Annotated in this window: 17 protein-coding genes; 15 read left to right on the plus strand and 2 right to left on the minus strand. The window is 38.0% G+C overall.

The window, feature by feature from the left end; genetic code table 11:
- Window positions 1-95: 95 nt before the first annotated feature.
- From MNY27_RS07660 to MNY27_RS07720, 13 genes are all read left to right on the plus strand, one after another.
- A complete protein-coding gene (locus MNY27_RS07660) occupies window positions 96-7,076 on the plus strand; it encodes a tandem-95 repeat protein (protein ID WP_346392067.1) in 6,981 nt (2,326 codons plus the stop codon).
- A 93-nt stretch (window positions 7,077-7,169) separates the two neighbouring features.
- Window positions 7,170-7,559, plus strand: coding sequence for a type II secretion system major pseudopilin GspG (gene gspG, locus MNY27_RS07665; protein WP_152184037.1), 390 nt, complete (start codon window positions 7,170-7,172; stop codon window positions 7,557-7,559).
- 5 nt (window positions 7,560-7,564) lie between these two features.
- On the plus strand, window positions 7,565-8,053 hold the full coding sequence (locus MNY27_RS07670) for a prepilin-type N-terminal cleavage/methylation domain-containing protein (protein ID WP_152184036.1): 489 nt from the start codon (window positions 7,565-7,567) through the stop codon (window positions 8,051-8,053).
- Window positions 8,050-9,264, plus strand: a complete 1,215-nt coding sequence (locus MNY27_RS07675) for a type II secretion system F family protein (protein WP_152184035.1) — start codon at window positions 8,050-8,052, stop codon at window positions 9,262-9,264. The genes MNY27_RS07670 and MNY27_RS07675 overlap by 4 nt, the downstream gene beginning before the upstream one ends.
- Window positions 9,265-10,170 carry a hypothetical protein gene (locus MNY27_RS07680; RefSeq protein ID WP_152184034.1) on the plus strand — a complete coding sequence of 302 codons (906 nt, stop codon included), beginning with the start codon at window positions 9,265-9,267 and terminating at the stop codon, window positions 10,168-10,170.
- A complete protein-coding gene (locus tag MNY27_RS07685; protein ID WP_346392068.1) occupies window positions 10,148-11,086 on the plus strand; it encodes a hypothetical protein in 939 nt (312 codons plus the stop codon). The genes MNY27_RS07680 and MNY27_RS07685 overlap by 23 nt, the downstream gene beginning before the upstream one ends.
- Entirely contained in the window at window positions 11,083-11,472 is a 390-nt protein-coding gene (locus MNY27_RS07690; protein WP_152184032.1) for a hypothetical protein, read from the plus strand. Before MNY27_RS07685 ends, MNY27_RS07690 begins: the two co-directional genes overlap by 4 nt.
- On the plus strand, window positions 11,466-11,996 hold the full coding sequence (locus MNY27_RS07695) for a hypothetical protein (RefSeq protein ID WP_152184031.1): 531 nt from the start codon (window positions 11,466-11,468) through the stop codon (window positions 11,994-11,996). The genes MNY27_RS07690 and MNY27_RS07695 overlap by 7 nt, the downstream gene beginning before the upstream one ends.
- A complete protein-coding gene (locus MNY27_RS07700) occupies window positions 11,980-12,786 on the plus strand; it encodes a PDZ domain-containing protein (RefSeq protein ID WP_188109465.1) in 807 nt (268 codons plus the stop codon). The genes MNY27_RS07695 and MNY27_RS07700 overlap by 17 nt, the downstream gene beginning before the upstream one ends.
- Window positions 12,773-14,644 (plus strand): type II secretion system secretin GspD, encoded by a 1,872-nt coding sequence (gene gspD, locus MNY27_RS07705; RefSeq protein WP_152184029.1) that lies wholly within the window; start codon window positions 12,773-12,775, stop codon window positions 14,642-14,644. The genes MNY27_RS07700 and gspD overlap by 14 nt, the downstream gene beginning before the upstream one ends.
- 2 nt (window positions 14,645-14,646) lie before the next feature.
- Window positions 14,647-16,146, plus strand: a complete 1,500-nt coding sequence (locus MNY27_RS07710; RefSeq protein ID WP_152184028.1) for a GspE/PulE family protein — start codon at window positions 14,647-14,649, stop codon at window positions 16,144-16,146.
- Complete coding sequence (locus MNY27_RS07715; protein ID WP_152184027.1) at window positions 16,121-16,528, plus strand: type II secretion system protein; 408 nt, start codon at window positions 16,121-16,123, stop codon at window positions 16,526-16,528. Before MNY27_RS07710 ends, MNY27_RS07715 begins: the two co-directional genes overlap by 26 nt.
- Window positions 16,525-17,034, plus strand: coding sequence for a prepilin-type N-terminal cleavage/methylation domain-containing protein (locus tag MNY27_RS07720; protein WP_152184026.1), 510 nt, complete (start codon window positions 16,525-16,527; stop codon window positions 17,032-17,034). Before MNY27_RS07715 ends, MNY27_RS07720 begins: the two co-directional genes overlap by 4 nt.
- Here the strand turns inward: MNY27_RS07720 and MNY27_RS07725 are convergent.
- On the minus strand, window positions 17,031-17,267 hold the full coding sequence (locus MNY27_RS07725) for a hypothetical protein (protein WP_246153830.1): 237 nt from the start codon (window positions 17,265-17,267) through the stop codon (window positions 17,031-17,033). The genes MNY27_RS07720 and MNY27_RS07725 overlap by 4 nt on opposite strands.
- Window positions 17,268-17,340: 73 nt before the next feature.
- Here MNY27_RS07725 and rpmI point away from each other — a divergent pair, with 73 nt between their 5' ends.
- Together rpmI and rplT are read left to right on the plus strand one after the other, a co-directional pair.
- Entirely contained in the window at window positions 17,341-17,532 is a 192-nt protein-coding gene (rpmI, locus tag MNY27_RS07730) for a 50S ribosomal protein L35 (RefSeq protein WP_152184025.1), read from the plus strand.
- Window positions 17,533-17,647: 115 nt separating this feature from the next.
- A complete protein-coding gene (rplT, locus tag MNY27_RS07735; protein WP_152184024.1) occupies window positions 17,648-18,007 on the plus strand; it encodes a 50S ribosomal protein L20 in 360 nt (119 codons plus the stop codon).
- Window positions 18,008-18,423: 416 nt separating this feature from the next.
- On the opposite strand, the gene MNY27_RS07740 is transcribed toward rplT, so the two are convergent.
- Window positions 18,424-18,627, minus strand: coding sequence for a hypothetical protein (locus MNY27_RS07740; RefSeq protein ID WP_152184023.1), 204 nt, complete (start codon window positions 18,625-18,627; stop codon window positions 18,424-18,426).
- Window positions 18,628-18,824 lie beyond the last annotated feature (197 nt).

Consider the following 18,824-nt stretch of genomic DNA (forward strand, 5'->3'; position numbering starts at 1 on the left):
ATCTAACAAAAATACATTACTTTTTGAAAATTAAGATATAAAAAGATATGAAAGAGTTATTATTAGTGTAGATTAATTTAAAAAAGGGGAAAATGATGAAAATACATTTTTTTAGAGCTTCTATGCTCTCTCTTACTACAGCTGTCGTCTTAGGACTTACAGCCTGTGGTGGAGGCGGTGGAGACGGCGGTTCAGTCACTTCAACAACAAGTAGCTCGGGAAGTTCGAGCAAAGGGCCTTTTAAAGAGGGTTCTACTGTTGTTGCGTATAAACTTAACAGTGACGGGACAAGAGATGTAAATCAGACAACACTCACAACAGACGGGAAGGGGACATTTAGTTTCTCTTCGCTAGGCTGGAGCGGTCCGACAGAGTTTGTGATATATGGAGACTACCTGAATGAAAATACAGGAACATATATGACACTTCCTCAGGCAAATGGTATCTCTGCCGTTGCAAACATTACAGCAGGTAGCAGTGCAAGTGTAAACATTAATGTCCTGACAAATATCGCTGCAAAAAGCATCATAGCAAAAATGGCAGCGGGTGCGGATATAAACACTGCAAAAACAGAAGCAGAGACAAGTGTTAAGGAGCTCTTTAACCTTAACCTCGATGCCGGTGTATCACTTGATGACTTGGATCCAACCGATGCAAGTCAAAATACGCAAGCAAATACACAGCTTCTTCTTGTATCTTCTGCAATTTTAAATACAAGCAATCCTGAGCAGGTTATGCAGACACTCGCTGATGATATGTCAGATGGTGAGGTTGATGACGCTGGTCTTGCAGCTCTCGATGAGGTAAAAGAAGAAGTGACAAATGTTGATTTGCAACAGGTTGCAGTAAATCTTGAAGAGGCCGATATTGGCGTGACTGAAGCTCCTTCTGCAGAAGATGTACTCAATGGAACGCTCTCTTTTGATCATAATATGAGTTTTGCATCAGCACTTGATGCCTATACCGATACAGACTATACATCAAATGCAGTGACAGTAAATGGCATTATTGGAGAAAGTGGTGCTATCTCTATAGAGAACGGTTCGTATTCGATTGATAACGGTCCCTTTGTTACAGAAGCAGGAACAATTGCCAACGGGCAAACATTAAAAGTAAGAGCACACTCTTCAAATGCTTATTCTACAAAAGTGACCGCAAATGTAATTATTGGCGGAGGGGTAATTCCATACACTGTTACAACAATGTCTGATCCATATGTAGCAGATACAACACCGGATGCTTTTGATTTTGGATTCAAAAGAGATCAGGCTAAGTTTACAAATCTGAAAAGTGATATTATAACAATTACCGGAATTAATCAAGCAACTCCAGTGTCAATTAGTGGTGGTGATGCAAAATTCAGTATTAACGGAGCAGCTTTTACAACAAATGGTAATGTTAATAACAATGATACTTTACAAGTTCAAGTAACATCCGGAGATGTTGGAACACAGACATCTGTAATAGTTACAGTCGGTGATGTTAATGGAACATTTAATGTATTTACAATTCCACTTGATACTACACCGGATGCATTTACATTTACAGATGTTGTAGATGTTAACAAAACGGCAACACCAACAGTGGATTCAAACACTATTACGATAACGGGTATAAACACAGATGTACCTATCTCTGTAGATGGCGGTGAGATGAATGTAAATGGAGTAGGGTTTACAACAACGGCAACAACTATAAATCCAAATGATACTTTGGTGTTGCGTGCTGTACCATCTGATGACTATGAAACAACGGCAACAGTTACAGTGACAGTTGGTAATGTTATCGGTACATTCAATGTAACAACGATGTCAGACCCTTTTGTAGCAGATACAACACCAAATGAGTTTTCGTTTACTACACTTTTAAATCAGCCGATTGATACAAATGTAGAAGCAAATATTACAGTCTCTGGCATCAACTCACCTACACCTGTTTCTATCACAAACGGTAGCTATGTTGTCAATGGTGGTAGTCAAGATGCAAATGTGTCCAATGGTGATGTAATCACTGTAACACAGCATACAGCAACATCATTTGATACAGAAACGGTGACAACACTAACTATCGGTGGGGTAAGTGGAACTTTCAAAACAAAAACACTGCAGGAAGACAAAATTCCTGATGATTTCAGTTTTGATGCCAATTTAAGTGTACCAGCAGGTTCTGAGGTAATTTCTAACTCAATTACTATTACAGGTATCACAACAGGTACTACGCTTCCAATATCTGTTGAAAATGGTTATTATGACATTAACGGGACTGGTTATACAGATGTAGCAGGCAGTGTTTCTCTTGGCGATGTTGTAACACTCAAACAGACAGCAGCAAGTACGCAAGGTACTTCAAAGTCAACAACACTGACAGTAGGTAGTACTATTCGCTCATTTACTACAAAAACTGTTGTAAATGCACCAGCTATTGCAGGAACACCGGCAACAACGGTTGCAGAGGATAGTTCATATATTTTTGAGCCTACGCTGGGTGCAGATAGTGGAGAGGTGGAGACATGGAGTATTACAAACAAACCTTCATGGGCTATTTTTAATACACTAAATGGTAGATTAGAAGGTACTCCTCATAATGCAGATGTCGGAACTTATACAGATATCAATATTACAGCAACAAATGCACAGGGTAGTTCAAGTATTGTTATTGCATCACTTGAAGTTACAAACACAAATGATGCACCGGTAGCAGAGGATATTAATGCGAGCACAAATGAAGATATAGCAGTTGATATCAACATAACAAGCTCTGTAACTGATGTGGATGTGGGAGATACATACTCCATAACTGCACTCTCTACACCTTCTTTTGGTAGTGTGACAAACAGTGGAAACATCATTACATATACACCGGCACTCAATGCGTTTGGTACAGACAGTTTTACATATACAGTAGCAGATGCAAACGGCTCAACAGCTACAGCAACTGTACATGTGACTGTGGTTCCTGTTGATGACCCTACGATTATTAGCGGTACAAGCACAATAGCGATTTCAGAAGATACTACTACTCTCATATCTCAAAGCTTAACAGTTACTGACGTTGATGCAAATGCTACACTTGTTCCGCAAACAGATGTAAATGCTACATATGGAAAATTTAATGTCAACAGCGATGGCTCTTGGAGCTATCTCCTTGATAGTACTCTGCCTGCGGTACAAGCGCTGAGTCAGGACGAACAAGTCAATGATATTCTTCATGTAAGTACTACAGATGGCGAAGCGAGTGTAGATTTGAATGTTACAATTATCGGTGCAAATGATGCACCAGTTGTACCTGTACCAACTACAATAGGAACAATTAAAAAAGGTTCAGATCTTAATATCACACTTACAGCAACAGATGTTGATAATGGTGCTATACTCACTCTACTTTCTGCAACAGCAACAGATGGGACAAATAGTGCAAATGTCACCATTACAGATGCTGCAAATGGCTTAATTACATTTAATGCTGCAGAAGCAGGAACTTATATTCTGAGCTATACATTTAGTGATGAGTATAATGCGACTGTTGATGGTACACATACCGTACTAGTAACACTGAGTGATGCTCCTGTTGCAACAGCAGATACTGTAACAATACCAGAGGATACAAATGCAACAATTGATGTACTGGCAAATGATACAGATGATAACAATGCAATTGCCTCTGTAGAGATTGTATCGGAAGCAACAAATGGTGTTACAGTTGTTGAAACAAACAATTCGGTAACATATAGACCAAACCCTAACTTTAATGGAACAGATTATTTTACATATAAAGTAACTGATGAAGATGGTGGTTTCGATGAGGCTAATGTCACTGTTACTATTACAGCTGTCAATGATGCTCCAGCAGCAGTAGATGATGTAAATACAACGCAAGAAGATACAAACATTACTTTTAATGTTGTAGCAAATGACAGTGATGCGGATGGTGATGACTTTAATATTACTGCAGTCTCTCAAGGAGAAAACGGTAGTGTAACATTTGATGTGGCTAGCGGAACAGTGACATACTCACCTGATGCAAACTTTAACGGAGTTGATACTTTTGCATATACTATCAGTGATGGAACACTCGAAGATAATGCAACAGTAACAATCACAGTAACACCTGTGAATGATAGACCTGTATTTGATGTGGCGCTAGCAGACATTACTGTTGATGAAGATAGTAATATTTCTTTGGTTGATATCAATGTTTCAGATCCTGATGATGATAATCTGACTCTAACAGCATATTCGGAAACACCTAATATTGCTACGGCAACTATTGAAAATGGTAAATTAAAAATTACTTTAGTTCCTAATGCATATGGTACTGCAACAATCGATGTAAATGTATCAGATGGTACGGTTGCAGAATTGGATGATTTAATATTGACGGTAAATCCTGTCAATGATGCTCCAACAGTAACAGATAAAACTTTCTCGACACTTCTTGATACATCTATCACTCTTTATGAATCTGATTTGATGAGTGAAAATAGTGATGTAGATAACAATATAAGTGAGTTATATATAAGCCAATGTGACACAAACACAACAGCAGGTGTGAGTATTAACTACAGTACAGATGCTGGCTTGACATATACACCAAACAGCGGATTTAGTGGTACAGACACTTTTGAATGTCTTGTGTCTGATGGTAACTTGTCAACTGCAGAGACTATTTCTATCGTTGTATCTGGAAATCATGCACCAACGATTCAGGCACCGGTGACACTTACTATGACTGTCGGAGAAACACTCTCTGGTCAAATAGTTGCAAATGATGTTGATGAGAATGACACATTAACATTTGAACTAGATTATGACAATTCTGATCTTGTTTATCTTCAAGGTTCATCTCTTAATGCCGATGGAACATACACTATTACAGCAAGTGCTGTTGGAGAAGGAACGCTAGCTATCATCGTCACTGACGATGGAGATCCTGCACGCAGTGCATCTACAACAGTAGACATAACAGTGGTTTATCCTAAAAATATTAGCGATGCTTACAATATTTGGAGTGATATAGATCAAAGTGCTTATGATGCTTATACTTCATTAGTGATGCCAAAAGATATAAAACTATACGGCATGGATGGTGTCAATACTGACTATAATGCTACAACTGGTACAAACACAGCCACTTTGGGAGCATGGTATCTTGAGTTTATGTCAGATGGTACATTCTCAGACTCTGAGAGTAATGGTACATGGAGTGAAACTAATAATATTGTAACTGTAAATATGGGAGGAGCAGATGTTGCTGAAGCAAAAATGCTAGACCTTAGTATGAGTAGCAGTGACATCGCAAGTGAACTTCCAACTATAGCAGCCCTACATATGCCTGCAGATGCAGTAGTGTATAAAGTAGCACTACATATGTTACAAGAAGAGTATGACCTTTGGGAACCAGCTAGAATCTGGATAGATGGTAATGAGGTGACATTTGCTTCTTTAAGTGATATGATAGATAATGGGGCTATGGGACCTGTAGATTTCAATAAGTACAACAGCAACAGAATGCTAATGTTCTCAGCAGACAGTAACCTTGCTGCCGGCAGTGGAACTGTTGTGGAAGTTGATATGACAGATGCATATCAAAATGGTGGTGAACCGACTATTATCAATCCAAATGCAGGTTCATGGAGTACAGCTACTCCATATGTAGATAATGCTGACAACAATATCACTATGGTAATGGTGACTCTCAACGCAGGCGTAGATGGATACGGGGCACATACCATTTTAGTAGATAGTGGGGCTGTTTTAGATGATGGAACATCAACTCTTGTAATGAAAGGCGAATACAGACCTGCAGGATATAGCATAGAGTACTACTTCAATGATATAGCAATGGCAGTTATTCAAAATGCTTTTAGTCCTGTTAAATTTAATGACTATGAGAATGGTTTTATAGATGCAAATCTTACAGAGCTTAATACAACAACATTTGATGCACTCGGAGGGCTAAATGTTGATTTGGCTACTGCTTCACCTGTTTATGATACGGAAGGGTGGATTTCACCGGAAGGAAATCTCTCTTTTAAAGCAGAAGCGTATGGATTTGACGGAAGTGGAGGAGTAACAAGTACACTTTACACAAACGGTGCGTTAGAAGAGAGTGAGAATTTAAGTTACACTACAAATGCTGATACAAACACAACAACTATAAGTATGGATACTCCTATTGGTCCTCTTGATGTAGTTGCTATGAAAGTTCTAGAAGAGGTCAATGCAACAGCACTAAGCAGTATGATGAACGGTTTGGTTTTACCAAGTGATGCTGTAGGATATAAAATTGCCTATTTAGATCTTGTTGATGCCGATCCGTATTTCCAAGAAGTTGCCATTATTGGTAGTCTGGATGGAACAGTAGAAAGTAACATCACATCGCTAGATAGTTTTATAACTACTGCACAGCCTCAAAATGACAAAGCCTTTATGGATATTTTTGGTAAAAATGTAGTTCTTGCATTTGCTGATGGTTCGACTGCTTCAAGCAGTGATGGAAACCTAACAGCGATAAATCTCGATGATAACACAACAAGCTATGGTGGAACATGGAAAATTGAGTCATTACTGGATGAAAATGATAATGCGATAGATGTACTTGTTATTACACCTGTAGATCCAGCAGCAGAACAAAAAGTCTGTTTTGCTCTTATTGATGGCATTGTTATGGCAGGAGAATTAGGACAAAAAGCAGGTACAGGCGGTATTTCATATATGCTTGGTAAAAAAGCATACGATACAGTTGAAGCAAACTTTTTAAATCAAATGTTGCTGCCTTTTAGTTACCCTGAGTTAGCTGGTAGAACATTTAGTGTAACAGATGATACAGGAGCGGAGGTAATGCAGCTTACATTTGGAGACTATTATAATAACTTTCTTGGCATTGCTTATCCGGATGGTAGTGGCGATGATACTACATACAGCATAATAGATGGAGATATTATGCTTAACAATGGTGGAAGCATCATAAGAACTGCAAATGGAGGTGAGAGTTTTAGTGTTTTATACAATGATTATCTTACTGGAAATTCAAGTTCATATAATGTTCGTTTAGTACCTGAAATTCCTGCTCCATAAAGGGTAAAAGTCTTGAATTCTTTCAAGACTTTTACTTTCCCTCAATATATTTTTTACTATAATAAGTACACATTAATCATATAAAGGTTAGCTATGAAAAGAAATGCATTCTCTCTTATTGAGCTCATGATAGTAATTGTTATCTTGGGACTTTTGGCAGCAATGGTTATGCCAAGCCTAACAGGTAAAGGCGAAGAGGCAAAGCGGGATCTGGTCTGTGTGCAGATGAAGTCTATCTATGATGGGGCTTTGGATATGTACAAGATAAAACACAGTGTTTACCCATCTACCCAAGAGGGTCTTGCCGTTCTAACCAAAGATGACAGCTACTTCAAAGACGGCAAAATGCCAAAAGATTCATGGGGCAGTGAGTTTATTTACATCAACAACGACGGTAAAGTCGAGCTTATCTCTTTGGGTGCTGACAAAAAAGAGGGTGGCAAAGGTGCTGCGGCTGACATTCGACTAAGTGAGTGTAAGTAGCATTTGTGAAACGGGGTGCTTTTTCGCTCATTGAGCTGATGATTGTTATTGTTATTATCGGGGTGGTTTATACTTTGGTTGTTACAAATATTCATCAAGCCCCACAGCAGCAAAAAGCACAACTCTCTTTGAAAAATCTCAAAGAGTATCTGCTTGCTTTTTCACATGACAACAAACCGGTACGACTGCTTTGTAAAGATTCCTGCCAAAAGTGCACACTCTACAGTGAAAAAGAAAAACTTCAAGAAGATATCAACTTTCTTCAGGATGCACCACAGTGCTATCGCTACGACTTTTTTTTAGGTCCTCTCTCAGTAGAAGATAACAACTGTTTTGATTTTTCTGTAGATAGTGATGGTGTCAGTACGCAGATTTTTGTTGCATACAAAGGAAAAGTTTATGATTACACTCCATACTTCTCAGAGACAAAAGTCTATGACTCACTCAGTGAAGCCGTTGATGCAAAAGAGCAACTCATAAGGGCTGTGCAGTGATATTTCAGTACAAGGGCATCACAGCAGAAGGCAAAAGAGTTCGTCAAAAGATAGAGGCTGCTTCGCTTGAAGAGGCAAAAGGCAAGCTTCGCTCCAAAGGCATTATCTATGAGCAGATAAAAGAGCAAAGCCCAAGTTTTTTTGAGCGTTTTGAGTTCTCACGCAGAGCCAAACTCTCACCACAGGAGCTCTCTTCTCTCTCGCGTGAGCTTGCCATTTACATTCGCTCAGGCATCAGTATTGTTGCTGCACTCAAGATTGTCCAAAAACATTACGAGCATAACAAAAAAATGACGCTTTTTTTGACGACACTCTCTACACTTTTGGATGAGGGAAAAAACTTCTACACAGCTCTTGATGAGCAGAGTGTTGTCGAGTTACCGCTCTTTTTCAAAGAGTCTATCCGTGTGAGTGAAGATGGGGGCATACTTGATGAAGTACTTTTGGAATTGTCACGCTTTTTAAAAGAACAGGACAGAATCCATAAAGAGATTCGCTCCGCTTTTGCCTACCCGTCATTTATGGTTGTGCTCTCTTTGGTGATGATAGCCTTTATGCTCACTTTTGTTGTGCCACAAATTACCGGAATTTTTGCAAGCATGGACCAAAAACTCCCAACACCTACCATCTTTGTTATTGCGATGGGAGATTTTTTCTCTAACAACTTCACACTCATACTCTTTGCAATCTTTATGCTCATTGTCTCTTTTGTCATTTTACGGAAAAACTCCTACAAATTTGCCTATATGGTGGACAGTCTGTTGCTCAAACTGCCTCTCTTTGGCAAGATAATACTCAAGAGTGAACTTGCCCGTTTTGCCTACATGGCCTCACTTCTGACTCGCTCAGGGGTTGTTTTTGTCCGAACGATTAATCTCAGTGCAAATATTTTAAACAACAGAGTCATCAAAAAGATTTTTGTCGATGCAAGCAAAGAGGTGGTCGAGGGTAAACTTCTCTCCGTCTCACTCAATGAGCACTATAAAAAACTTGACGCTGCTTTTATTCAGGCTGTGGCACTAGGTGAGGAGACCTCTGAAGTCGCAGCAGTGCTTGGCAATGTTTCTGAGCTCTACTTTGAAGAGAATCGTGACAAGATTGCGCTGCTTTTGACACTCCTTGAGCCTGCCTTGATGCTCTTTGTCGGTGGGAGCATCGGTTTTATCGTAGCGGCTATGCTGCTGCCTATCTTCTCTATGAGTATTCACTAGATGCGACTGCAAAAAAATGCCATAGCACTGCTCATTACCATCCTTTTTGTTATGCTTATCTCTCTCTCTATAGGTTATGGACTCATGCAGGTGCAAAAAGCATCAAAAACTCTGCAAGATGAGCAGATGCTTTATCAAAGCAGTATAATTCTTGAAGATGTATTGGAAATTTTACGTGGGTCAGTCGAGTTGCAAAATATAGCCAACAATGACTCCAGAGATGATCTTTTTCTCTTCTTGTCCAATGCCGCGTATATTCCATTGACGTTAAAAAACTTAAAGGTGATCGTCTCCATACGAAGTGCCGGAGAAAAACTCAATATCAATGCATTGAACAAAAAAAACAGTGCTCTCTTCTCCCACTACTTTCAAAAACAGATGATAGGAAGTGCTTATATAACAATATTGCAGGAGTGTATGAGGAAAAATCAAGCTCCAAATGAGTATAATAACTATGCAAGTGCACTCTTTGATCGCCATCCCAGGCTTTTTAGAGACTATATTGCATCAAAAAAGCATCTTGGCATTATCAATGATTTTTATCTGCAGGAATATGGAGATGAAAATATAAAAAATATCGATTTTGATGAGCTGTTTGTTTATGGAGAGGACAATAACAGTGTTATTGATTTAAACTATGCAAAGGCTGCTGTTTGGGAGTTGATGCTTGGGAGTTCAAAAGAGCGTGCTGAGGAGCTTTATCGGGGTAGAGGAAGTTATGCTTCACTCAAAGATTTGCATCTCAGCGAGAATGAAAAATTGAATCTTACAAAATTTCGGACTACTTTTTTTGCACCGCTGCTTGCTGTAGAGATAAAGATAGTGGCTCAAAAAAGTTTTGCAGAGGTGAGATTTTATTATGATATAAAATCAAAAAGGGGATATGATTTTGCTGTGGAGATTTAAAACACAAGCAACAGCACTGTTTTTAGATGTAAAAAGCAACTACTCACTAGATGCAGATAAACAATATGCCATTATCCTCTCTCCGGCTCTTTATTGGGTAAAAAGGGTCAGCCTTCCTGTAAAGCATATTCGTGATGCTAAAAAGTTGGCTCCTTCTGTTTTTGAGGAGACCTTACCTCAGGGAAACTATAGCTATGATGCTCAAAAAGAGGCAGAGGGAGTTTTTTTGCTCTTTGCCTATGAAGATAAAAAGATTCTTGATTTGTTGCTTGAAAAAAATATTGCCAACAACAGCGTAAGAAGTATATCTTTTGCGCAAGAGATTTTGGACGATGATGAGAAGTATCAGCTTGATAATGAACGCGTAATTGTTAAAAAAGAGGGTATTGTAACGATACTCCCTGCTGCATGGTTTGAAGGTTTACAAGCCCTTGATATGGCATCACTTAATATGCCAAAAAAGAGCATTAAGCTTGAGCAGTTTGGGCATATTGTAGAGACCAAAACACTCTACATGGGAGCTTTGCTTTTAGCCTGTTTTACCCTGCTTTTAGGTGTTGAGTATTTTGTCTACTCTGAGCAAAAAGCAACTCTTGAAGAAGAAAAAACAGCTCTCTTTTCAAAGTACAAACTGAAGCCAACCATGATGCAAAACAGAGCCATCCTTGCACACTATACAAAAATTGACAAAGAACAAGAACATTTACGCATGTATCTGAAATATCTTGAGAAGATTGTGCTCAAACTGGATGAACATATAGAACATATCCGCTATAAAAATCATATTTTAACATTAACACTGCAAGGAGTTACAAATCAAGAGAGCAGACGAGTGCTTGCAGTACTGGTAAAAAACAGCATACCTTTTACAAAAAAGTTTGAAAAAGAGAAACTCTTTGTGGAGATAAAACTGTGAATAGAGTTAATCCTTTACATCTCATAGCACTTCTTTTTGTTGTTACTCTCTTTGCCCTTTTTAAGCTTTCTGCATTAAAAAGTGAGATAGCAGAAGAAAAAGCAGCACTCAAAGAAGCTCAGAAGATTGCATACAATTTAGAACATTTCAAGCAAAAAAACAGGAGTAGAAAAACTTTAGAAATTGCACTCAAGAGAATCAAAATAAAGAGTATGGAATTAGCATACAGTAAAAATGCAGTCATCCTCACAGCAAAGTCTTTGAGTTTGCAGCAGCTCAATGACTTTATGTCAAAAGTTATAAACGGAGACTATATTATAAAAAGTTTGGATATAAAACGGCTCGATAGGCAGCATGCGGCATTGCGATTGGAGTTAGGATGGTAAGAGTAGCCAAAGCACTGTTTTATCTCTCTTTTTTCTTCTTGATGCTTATTCTCTTTTTCCCAAAAGAAAATCTCTACTATTTCGCACACAAGCAGCTTATTAGTGAAGGTGTGCTTGTCAGTGCTGATACTTTAAGAGAAAAACCTACCTCTTTGGAGCTTTCAAATACAAAAATCTATTTTGAAAAGATAGAACTTGCGAATATCTCAACAAGTGATATTTTGCTGCTGGGTTTTTATAATCATCTTGAGTTTGATGATATTGTACTCTCGACGCTCAGTAACGGATTTTTACCGCCTCATATCACTCACGCAGAGTTAAGTTATTCGCTACTACACCCTTTGGAGGTTTTTATCAAAGCAGATGGGGATTTTGGAAAAATAGAAGGTTCTTATAATCTGCAAACAAGAGAGATAAGTATTAGGCTGTACGCTTCAAAACGTATGTTACGTGAGTACAAAAATGGACTCAAAATATTTAAAAAACTACAAAAAGGGGAGTACCTTTATGAAAAAGCTCTCTAACAACAGTGTAGTAAAAATACTTTTAACACTCGGTCTACTTGTTGTTTTGGCAAAAGCCATTGCCTTGATAGCTTTATGGATGTTGCCTGCATCGGCTGTTCGTATGGACAACGAGGGTGTGAGTTCACACCCTTATTATCATATTAATTTTAATAAGCTTATAGGAGCAACAAGGAAGCAGGTAACCCAAGAGATAGCTTCTAAACAAGCCTTAAGTATGGACAACTTCATACTTCATGGTCTTTATGGTAATGAAAAAGAGGGCTATATTATCATATCTACAAAAAAAGAGCCAAAAAAGACCGATATAATTGGCATAGGTGAAAAATATAAAGGTTTTAGGCTTGAGAAGATTTTCTTGAATTATGTTGTTTTTACAAAGAACGACAAGCAGTATATCTTACATCTGCGTGCAAAGTTTGCAAAAAAAACCAAGAGAGTACCACAACCAACAATTTCTCAAGGTCAGGAAAGAGTATATGAAGTAAAACGCAGCGATATAGGCTACTACAGTAAAAATGTTGCGCAGATTTGGCGGGACATTTCCATTAAAGAGATTGGGAAAAACGGAAGTTTTGAAGGGTTTAAAGTGGCAAAAATCCGGCCACACTCCAAAATTGCTACGCTTGGTCTGCAAAGTGGAGATATTATTACAGAGGTAAATGGAAAAAAACTCAAGTCCTACAAGGATGTTTTGCAAATCTATCAAAACATAAATAAATTAGATGCAATAAGCTTACAAATCAAAAGAGGAAATACCCAAAAGGAAATCTATTATGAAATTCATTAAAACAGCTTTTTTTATACTTTTATTAGCCGTGATACTCTATGGACGCCAAGAGGTCAATGTTAATTTTTCCAACTTACAGATTAATGATTTTATCAAGCTTGTTTCCAAAATCACCCATAAAAATATACTGATAAGCAACAAAGTAAACGGAACTGTTAATTTTGTCAGTACAACACCTGTCTATGATGATGAGCTTTTGGGTATCTTGGTTTCCGTGCTAGAATCAAAAGGATATACCCTCATAAAAAAAGGTTCTATTTTAGAGGTGGTACGCTCAAGTGAAGCAGCAAAGCATAATGTTGAAGTCGTTGCTCCTTATAAAAAACTTAGTGGTGCTATGATGGTAACACAGGCCATAGCATTAAAAAACGAGAATGTAGATATTGTTGCTGCAAAAATCCGCTATCTCATCTCCAAATCGGCAAAATTGGTTACAATGAAAGAGAGTAATACACTACTCATAACCGATTATCCAAAAAATATTGAGACGATAAAAAAAGTGATAGCAGATCTGGATAAAAGTGCCAAATTTGTTGTGAAAATTTTTCCTGTTGAAAATACCGATGCCAAAAAACTTCAACAAAAACTATCAGACATCAGTAAGTCGATTTTTAAGTCCAATGTAGCGTCTCAGATTGTTAAAGTTATCTATGATGAAAATACAAACGGCCTTATCGTCGTTGGCACACAAAAAAATGTTGCCAAAATTATAACACTGGCAAAAAAACTAGATGTTGAGTCTCATGCAAACAAAAAAGTGGAGATTTATGAACTCAAAAATTCCGATGCCAAGGCTGTAGCAAAAACATTGGGAGAGATTATCGCCAAACAGACTTTCAGTGATCCTTTATTAAAACCAAATGTCTCTATGAATGAAGAGATTAATGCAATTATAGCCATTGGTGAACCGATGATTTTAAAAGGTTTAAAGCTTATTATTGATGAGCTTGACAAAGAAAAATACCAGGTCTATGTACAGGCAAAAATTGTAGAAATCAACAAAAACAAATCTTCAGATATCGGTGTGAAATATGGTTTTGCCGCAGGAGATGTCTCTGCTTCGGGGCTTTATGCTATGAGTGCCAATTTTGGCTCAGATGAACTTACAACATTAGCGACAACGAAAGTGCTTGATTATTTGGGAAATATTGGTTCGGGTGTGGGCAGTGCTTTGGCACTTGGTGCAACACTTGACTTTTTGCAAACACATGGAGCGTCCAAATCTATCTCAAACCCTTCCATCCTTTGTGTGAATAACAAAGAGTCATCCATTTATGTGGGTAAAACCATCTCTATCTCAACAGGAACGGTAACAACTACATCAGGACTCAATGGTGTGACAAGCAGCTTTAAGCGTGAAGATGTTGGTCTCACACTCAAAATTAAGCCGCGTGTCTCTTCTGTAGACAAAGTTACACTTGATGTTGAGGCTATTTTGGAAAATATCTTGGATGATGGAAGTAAAAATGCCACAGGACAGCCGGTAACCTCCAAGCAGGAGGTCAAAACACAGGCGATTTTGCGTAATGGTGAGAGCATCATCATCGGTGGGCTTGTAAAGAGCTATGAGCGAGATTCAAAAAATAAAGTTCCTTTGCTTGGGGATATTCCACTTATAGGGGAGTATCTTTTCTCTTCCACTTCACGTCTCACCGAACAGGATAATTTAGTGGTGATTTTGACACCGTATGTTATTGACAAAAGCGAGGAGCTCTCCAAGTTACAAAAAGCTTTGGGTATGATGGCTAAAATTCAAGAAGAGTACAACAAAAAAGCTTTTGAACTTGTAGAGAAAAAAAAGATGCATGATGAAGTAAAACCTCTGACAAACGATATATTTTCCCCAAAGGGTAGATAGCTATGATAGAAAGCATCCACTCTTTTGAACTTGAAGCCCTGGAAGTTGCAGGAGTTGAGACAGAAAAAGCAGTAAAAAACTACCTGCTTTTTGCACTCTATAATGATGAACTAACTGCCTTTACAAGTGAGCGCTATCTTGTGGAAGCCAGTAACTACTACTCAAAACTTCAAGAGCACTACCCTTTTATGCTTTTGGATGAAGACTCCTATGAAAGACTCTATAACAAATACCTCGAACTGCGTACTGACAGAGCGATAGAGACGATGCAAGAAGAGAGTGAGACAGAGGATGAAGAGGAGCTTTCACTAACAGATTTTCTACGCACATCCAATGATATTTTGACAAGCGAAGAGTCAGCACCCATCATCAAGTTTGTCAATGCACTTTTTTATCAGGCTATCAAGAAAAGAGCTTCAGATATCCACATTGAAGTTCAGGAGAAAAAGGGAGAGGTTCGTTTTAGAATTGACGGAATGCTCATCAAAAATGCCGATTTGGACAAAAAAATTGTCAATCTAATTATCAGTCGTATCAAGGTTATCTCAAACCTCGATATCTCAGAGAAACGAATCCCTCAAGATGGCCGTACACAAATCAAGATATCGGGAGAGATTTTAGATGTGCGTGTTTCAATACTACCGACTTTTTACGGAGAGCGTGTAGTTATGCGTCTGTTGATGCAAAGCTCGCAGATTCCACAGATAGAGGAGCTTGGATTTAAAAGCTCTTTGATAGATGATGTAAAAAAACTTCTGCGCTCTTCACATGGCATTATTCTCGTTACGGGACCAACGGGAAGCGGAAAAACAACATCACTGCACTCTTTCTTGCGTGAGGTGGAAGAACCACATAAAAATCTCATCACAGTAGAGGACCCGGTTGAGTATAAGTCAGATAAAATAGCACAGATTCAAGTCAATGAGAAAGTGGGACTTACTTTCGCATCGGCATTGCGTTCTATCTTACGACAAGACCCTGATATTATCATGATAGGAGAGATCCGTGATGAAGAGACGGCAGATATTGCAGTGCGTGCTGCTTTGACAGGACACCTGGTTTTTTCTACTTTGCACACTAACTCTGCGGCTGCAACTATCTCTCGTCTTGCAGATATGGGAGTGGAGCCCTTTTTAATCTCCTCATCCCTACTTGGCATACTGGCACAAAGACTTGTGAGAGTACTTTGTAGTGCCTGCAAAGAAGAAGATGTCTTGGCTGAAAATTTTGCGCGTGATTATCATCTGCCAAAAGATGCGACAATCTACAAAGCCACAGGCTGTAAAGCATGTAATTATTCAGGATATACGGGGCGAAAATCCATAGGAGAGCTTTTGGTGATGGACGACAGAGTGCGCGATTTACTCAAAAGTACAACAGATGAACATACCCTTAAAAATGCGCTGCAACAGGGGGACTTTGTAACGATATCTGAGCAGTTGCGTGCTATGTTGCTTGCGGGCGAGACTTCTTTGGATGAGGCGATTCGTATTGGTCTGTAAAAAGAGAGCTTTTACACTCATAGAGGTAATGGTTGCCGTGATGATCGTGAGTGTTGTCATCGCAGCACTCTTGAAACTCCGAGGTGATAGCAGTCATATGCTCACGCAGATACAGCAGCGACAACAAAAGAGTGATATTGCAAGTTTTTTACTGTGGAATCGTAAGTATACCCTTGATGACAGCCATATAACACTCTACAACCTTGTGGAAGACTTTGATTTGGACGATGATGTTCGCCGAAAACTAAAAACCGATAAAATTGATATTAGATACAATAAAATAGACAGCATCGAACTTGAAGGAATGGTTATTGAGATGGGTACAACAGAGCTTTTGCAAAAAGATTTTGATTTAGTCTTACAGAGGGTTCTAATCGAATGAGAAAAGCTTTTACTCTTGTAGAGTTGATGATATCCATCGTCATTTTATCTATTTTGATGCTTTTTCTCTATAAAAGCTATGTCGATATTAACAAAATGAATAAAGTCTATGCCGGCGCAGTTACTTCATTGGAGAAAAAAGAGCGTTTCAAAAGAGCAATCTATCTGGACTTTTTACTTGGGAGCAAGCGGGCTTTTTTCCTGCAAAGTGATGACAAGAAGTTTGACCTTGTCTCTTTTATGACAAAACACTCTTTATATAGAAGAGTACAGCCCTATGTTACCTATATGGTACGAGACAATATTCTATACCGTCTTGAATCACGCAGACAAATAAAGTCGCTTAATGTCGACAGGGATACAGAGTTTGACATTGAAGCCCTTGGTGAGCTTAAGAAGTTTAAAGTTTTTCCAACACGTAACAAAAGTGAGATGGGACTTTATCTTTTGGATATCGAGTTTGTTAAAAAAAGTCCAATACTATTGAAAGTCAAGCTCTTAAATTAGTCATCTCTATATTTTGAAATACCACAAGGCTGATTTGGTTTTGGTGGGTTGGCTTTGAGGTACTCTAAATCTTCAAGTGTCTGTGTGAGAACTCTTTTTTGTTGCAAAATAGGAAACATTAAATTATCTTTTTCATTAAGTGGAATACCCCAATCCAATAGGATTTTCTGGACTTCATCATCTAAATCTTTGAGTGCATTTTTTATATGTTTTATGGAATTATCTATCATCATAGTCAAAGTATAGCAAAAAATTAGAAAAGTTTGGGTATAATTGCGTTCCCAAATTTTACGAAAAGGATTATCGATGCCAAAAATGAAATCGGTAAAAGGCGCTGTAAAGCGTTTTAAAGTGAAGAAAAATGGTCAAATTAAACGTGGAACAGCGTTTAGAAGCCACATTCTTACAAAACAAGATGCAAAAACTCGTCGTAAGCAACATGCTCCAAAAGTAGTTGCAAAAGCAGATGAGAAAAACATTAAGGATATGATTAACTAAGAGATTAGTTTTTCATTTTATCTCCAGTTTTAGGTAACTGGGCAAGACCACCAAAGTAGTGGCACCTTGACTACCACAAAAGAGTAGCTGGGTAAAGAACAATTAAGGAAAGAAAATGCCAAGAGTTAAAACAGGTGTTGTTCGTAGAAGAAGACACAAAAGATTATTAAAGTTAGCAAAAGGTTTTTACAGCGGACGCCGTAAACACTTTAGAAAAGCTAAAGAGCAGTTAGAACGCTCAATGATGTATGCATTCCGTGACAGAAAGCAGAAAAAACGTGAATTCAGAAAACTTTGGATCATCCGTATCAATGCTGCATGTCGTCTAAACGGTATGAACTACTCAACTTTTATGAACGGTTTAAACAAAGCTGGTATCGAACTTGATCGTAAAATTCTTGCTGATATGGCAATGAACGACGCTGCAGCATTCGCTACAGTTGTTGAAGCTTCTAAAGCTGCATTAGCAAAATAATCTCTAAGCCCTTTTGGGTTTAGAAACCTTCCCCTTTTTCTTTAAAAATTCTCTACAAATAAAGCAAGCATATTTATTCTATATGTCAACACTTGGTGCTATTTTGTCAGTTTATCTCTCTTTTATGATTCCAATGCTTACACTGACAATGATTTAGCTGTTACTTCATACAGAAAAAATGAACTCTATATTTCTATCTGGTACAGATGATTTTAGATTCACTTGCACAATCAATCATTGAACTTTTTAGTACTCTCTTTATGTAACAACTCAAGCAGAAAGATTTTATCGATTTTGTGAAAAATCTGCTTATTGAGACAGAGCAGCAAAAAGAGTTTTTAATTCAAAACGGATGTTGTAATATTCAAGGTTATTATTACTTAAAAGCTGTTTCATAAGAGAAGTATGCAGAGAAGTTAATTACTTCTGGCTAATGCTACAAAGTCAATTTCTTCTTTTTTCTCTTCCTCTGCACGTTTTTTGTCTTCCTCATATGAGCCTGTTGTAAAGATATATTCGTGTTTTCCTTTGTTTAAAATACATCCTTTAATGCCGGGAGTACAAGTGACATTTAAAAGTTTACAGTAACCTTTGAAATCGTGTTGACAAGTCCAACCCATCTTTTTTCCTCAATAAAATATATTTTTATTATAACAAGCAAACGAATGGGAATGCAAATATAGTAATCTATAATTTTTGTTGGCAGAGGAGCAACCCCACTTGCTTTCTCTGCCCAAACCTTATAGTGGCATCCATCCAAAGGTTGTAATACAAAGTGTAGCAAAAAATAATCAAGAGTTCAATAAATTGCAAAAAA

The organism is Sulfurimonas sp. NWX79, assembly GCF_039667035.1.
GTDB lineage: Bacteria > Campylobacterota > Campylobacteria > Campylobacterales > Sulfurimonadaceae > Sulfurimonas > Sulfurimonas indica.

Excerpts from the sequence above, each read along its gene's own strand:
- MNY27_RS07695 (WP_152184031.1), top strand. The coding sequence starts at position 11,466 with ATGGTAAGAGTAGCCAAAGCACTGTTTTATCTCTCTTTTTTCTTCTTG.
- rplT (WP_152184024.1), top strand. The coding sequence starts at position 17,648 with ATGCCAAGAGTTAAAACAGGTGTTGTTCGTAGAAGAAGACACAAAAGA.
- MNY27_RS07740 (WP_152184023.1), bottom strand. The coding sequence starts at position 18,627 with ATGGGTTGGACTTGTCAACACGATTTCAAAGGTTACTGTAAACTTTTA.
- rpmI (WP_152184025.1), top strand. The coding sequence starts at position 17,341 with ATGCCAAAAATGAAATCGGTAAAAGGCGCTGTAAAGCGTTTTAAAGTG.
- MNY27_RS07710 (WP_152184028.1), top strand. The coding sequence starts at position 14,647 with ATGATAGAAAGCATCCACTCTTTTGAACTTGAAGCCCTGGAAGTTGCA.
- MNY27_RS07685 (WP_346392068.1), top strand. The coding sequence starts at position 10,148 with ATGATTTTGCTGTGGAGATTTAAAACACAAGCAACAGCACTGTTTTTA.
- MNY27_RS07720 (WP_152184026.1), top strand. The coding sequence starts at position 16,525 with ATGAGAAAAGCTTTTACTCTTGTAGAGTTGATGATATCCATCGTCATT.
- MNY27_RS07725 (WP_246153830.1), bottom strand. The coding sequence starts at position 17,267 with ATGATGATAGATAATTCCATAAAACATATAAAAAATGCACTCAAAGAT.
- MNY27_RS07660 (WP_346392067.1), top strand. The coding sequence starts at position 96 with ATGAAAATACATTTTTTTAGAGCTTCTATGCTCTCTCTTACTACAGCT.
- gspD (WP_152184029.1), top strand. The coding sequence starts at position 12,773 with ATGAAATTCATTAAAACAGCTTTTTTTATACTTTTATTAGCCGTGATA.
- MNY27_RS07680 (WP_152184034.1), top strand. The coding sequence starts at position 9,265 with ATGCGACTGCAAAAAAATGCCATAGCACTGCTCATTACCATCCTTTTT.
- gspG (WP_152184037.1), top strand. The coding sequence starts at position 7,170 with ATGAAAAGAAATGCATTCTCTCTTATTGAGCTCATGATAGTAATTGTT.
- MNY27_RS07715 (WP_152184027.1), top strand. The coding sequence starts at position 16,121 with ATGAGGCGATTCGTATTGGTCTGTAAAAAGAGAGCTTTTACACTCATA.
- MNY27_RS07700 (WP_188109465.1), top strand. The coding sequence starts at position 11,980 with ATGAAAAAGCTCTCTAACAACAGTGTAGTAAAAATACTTTTAACACTC.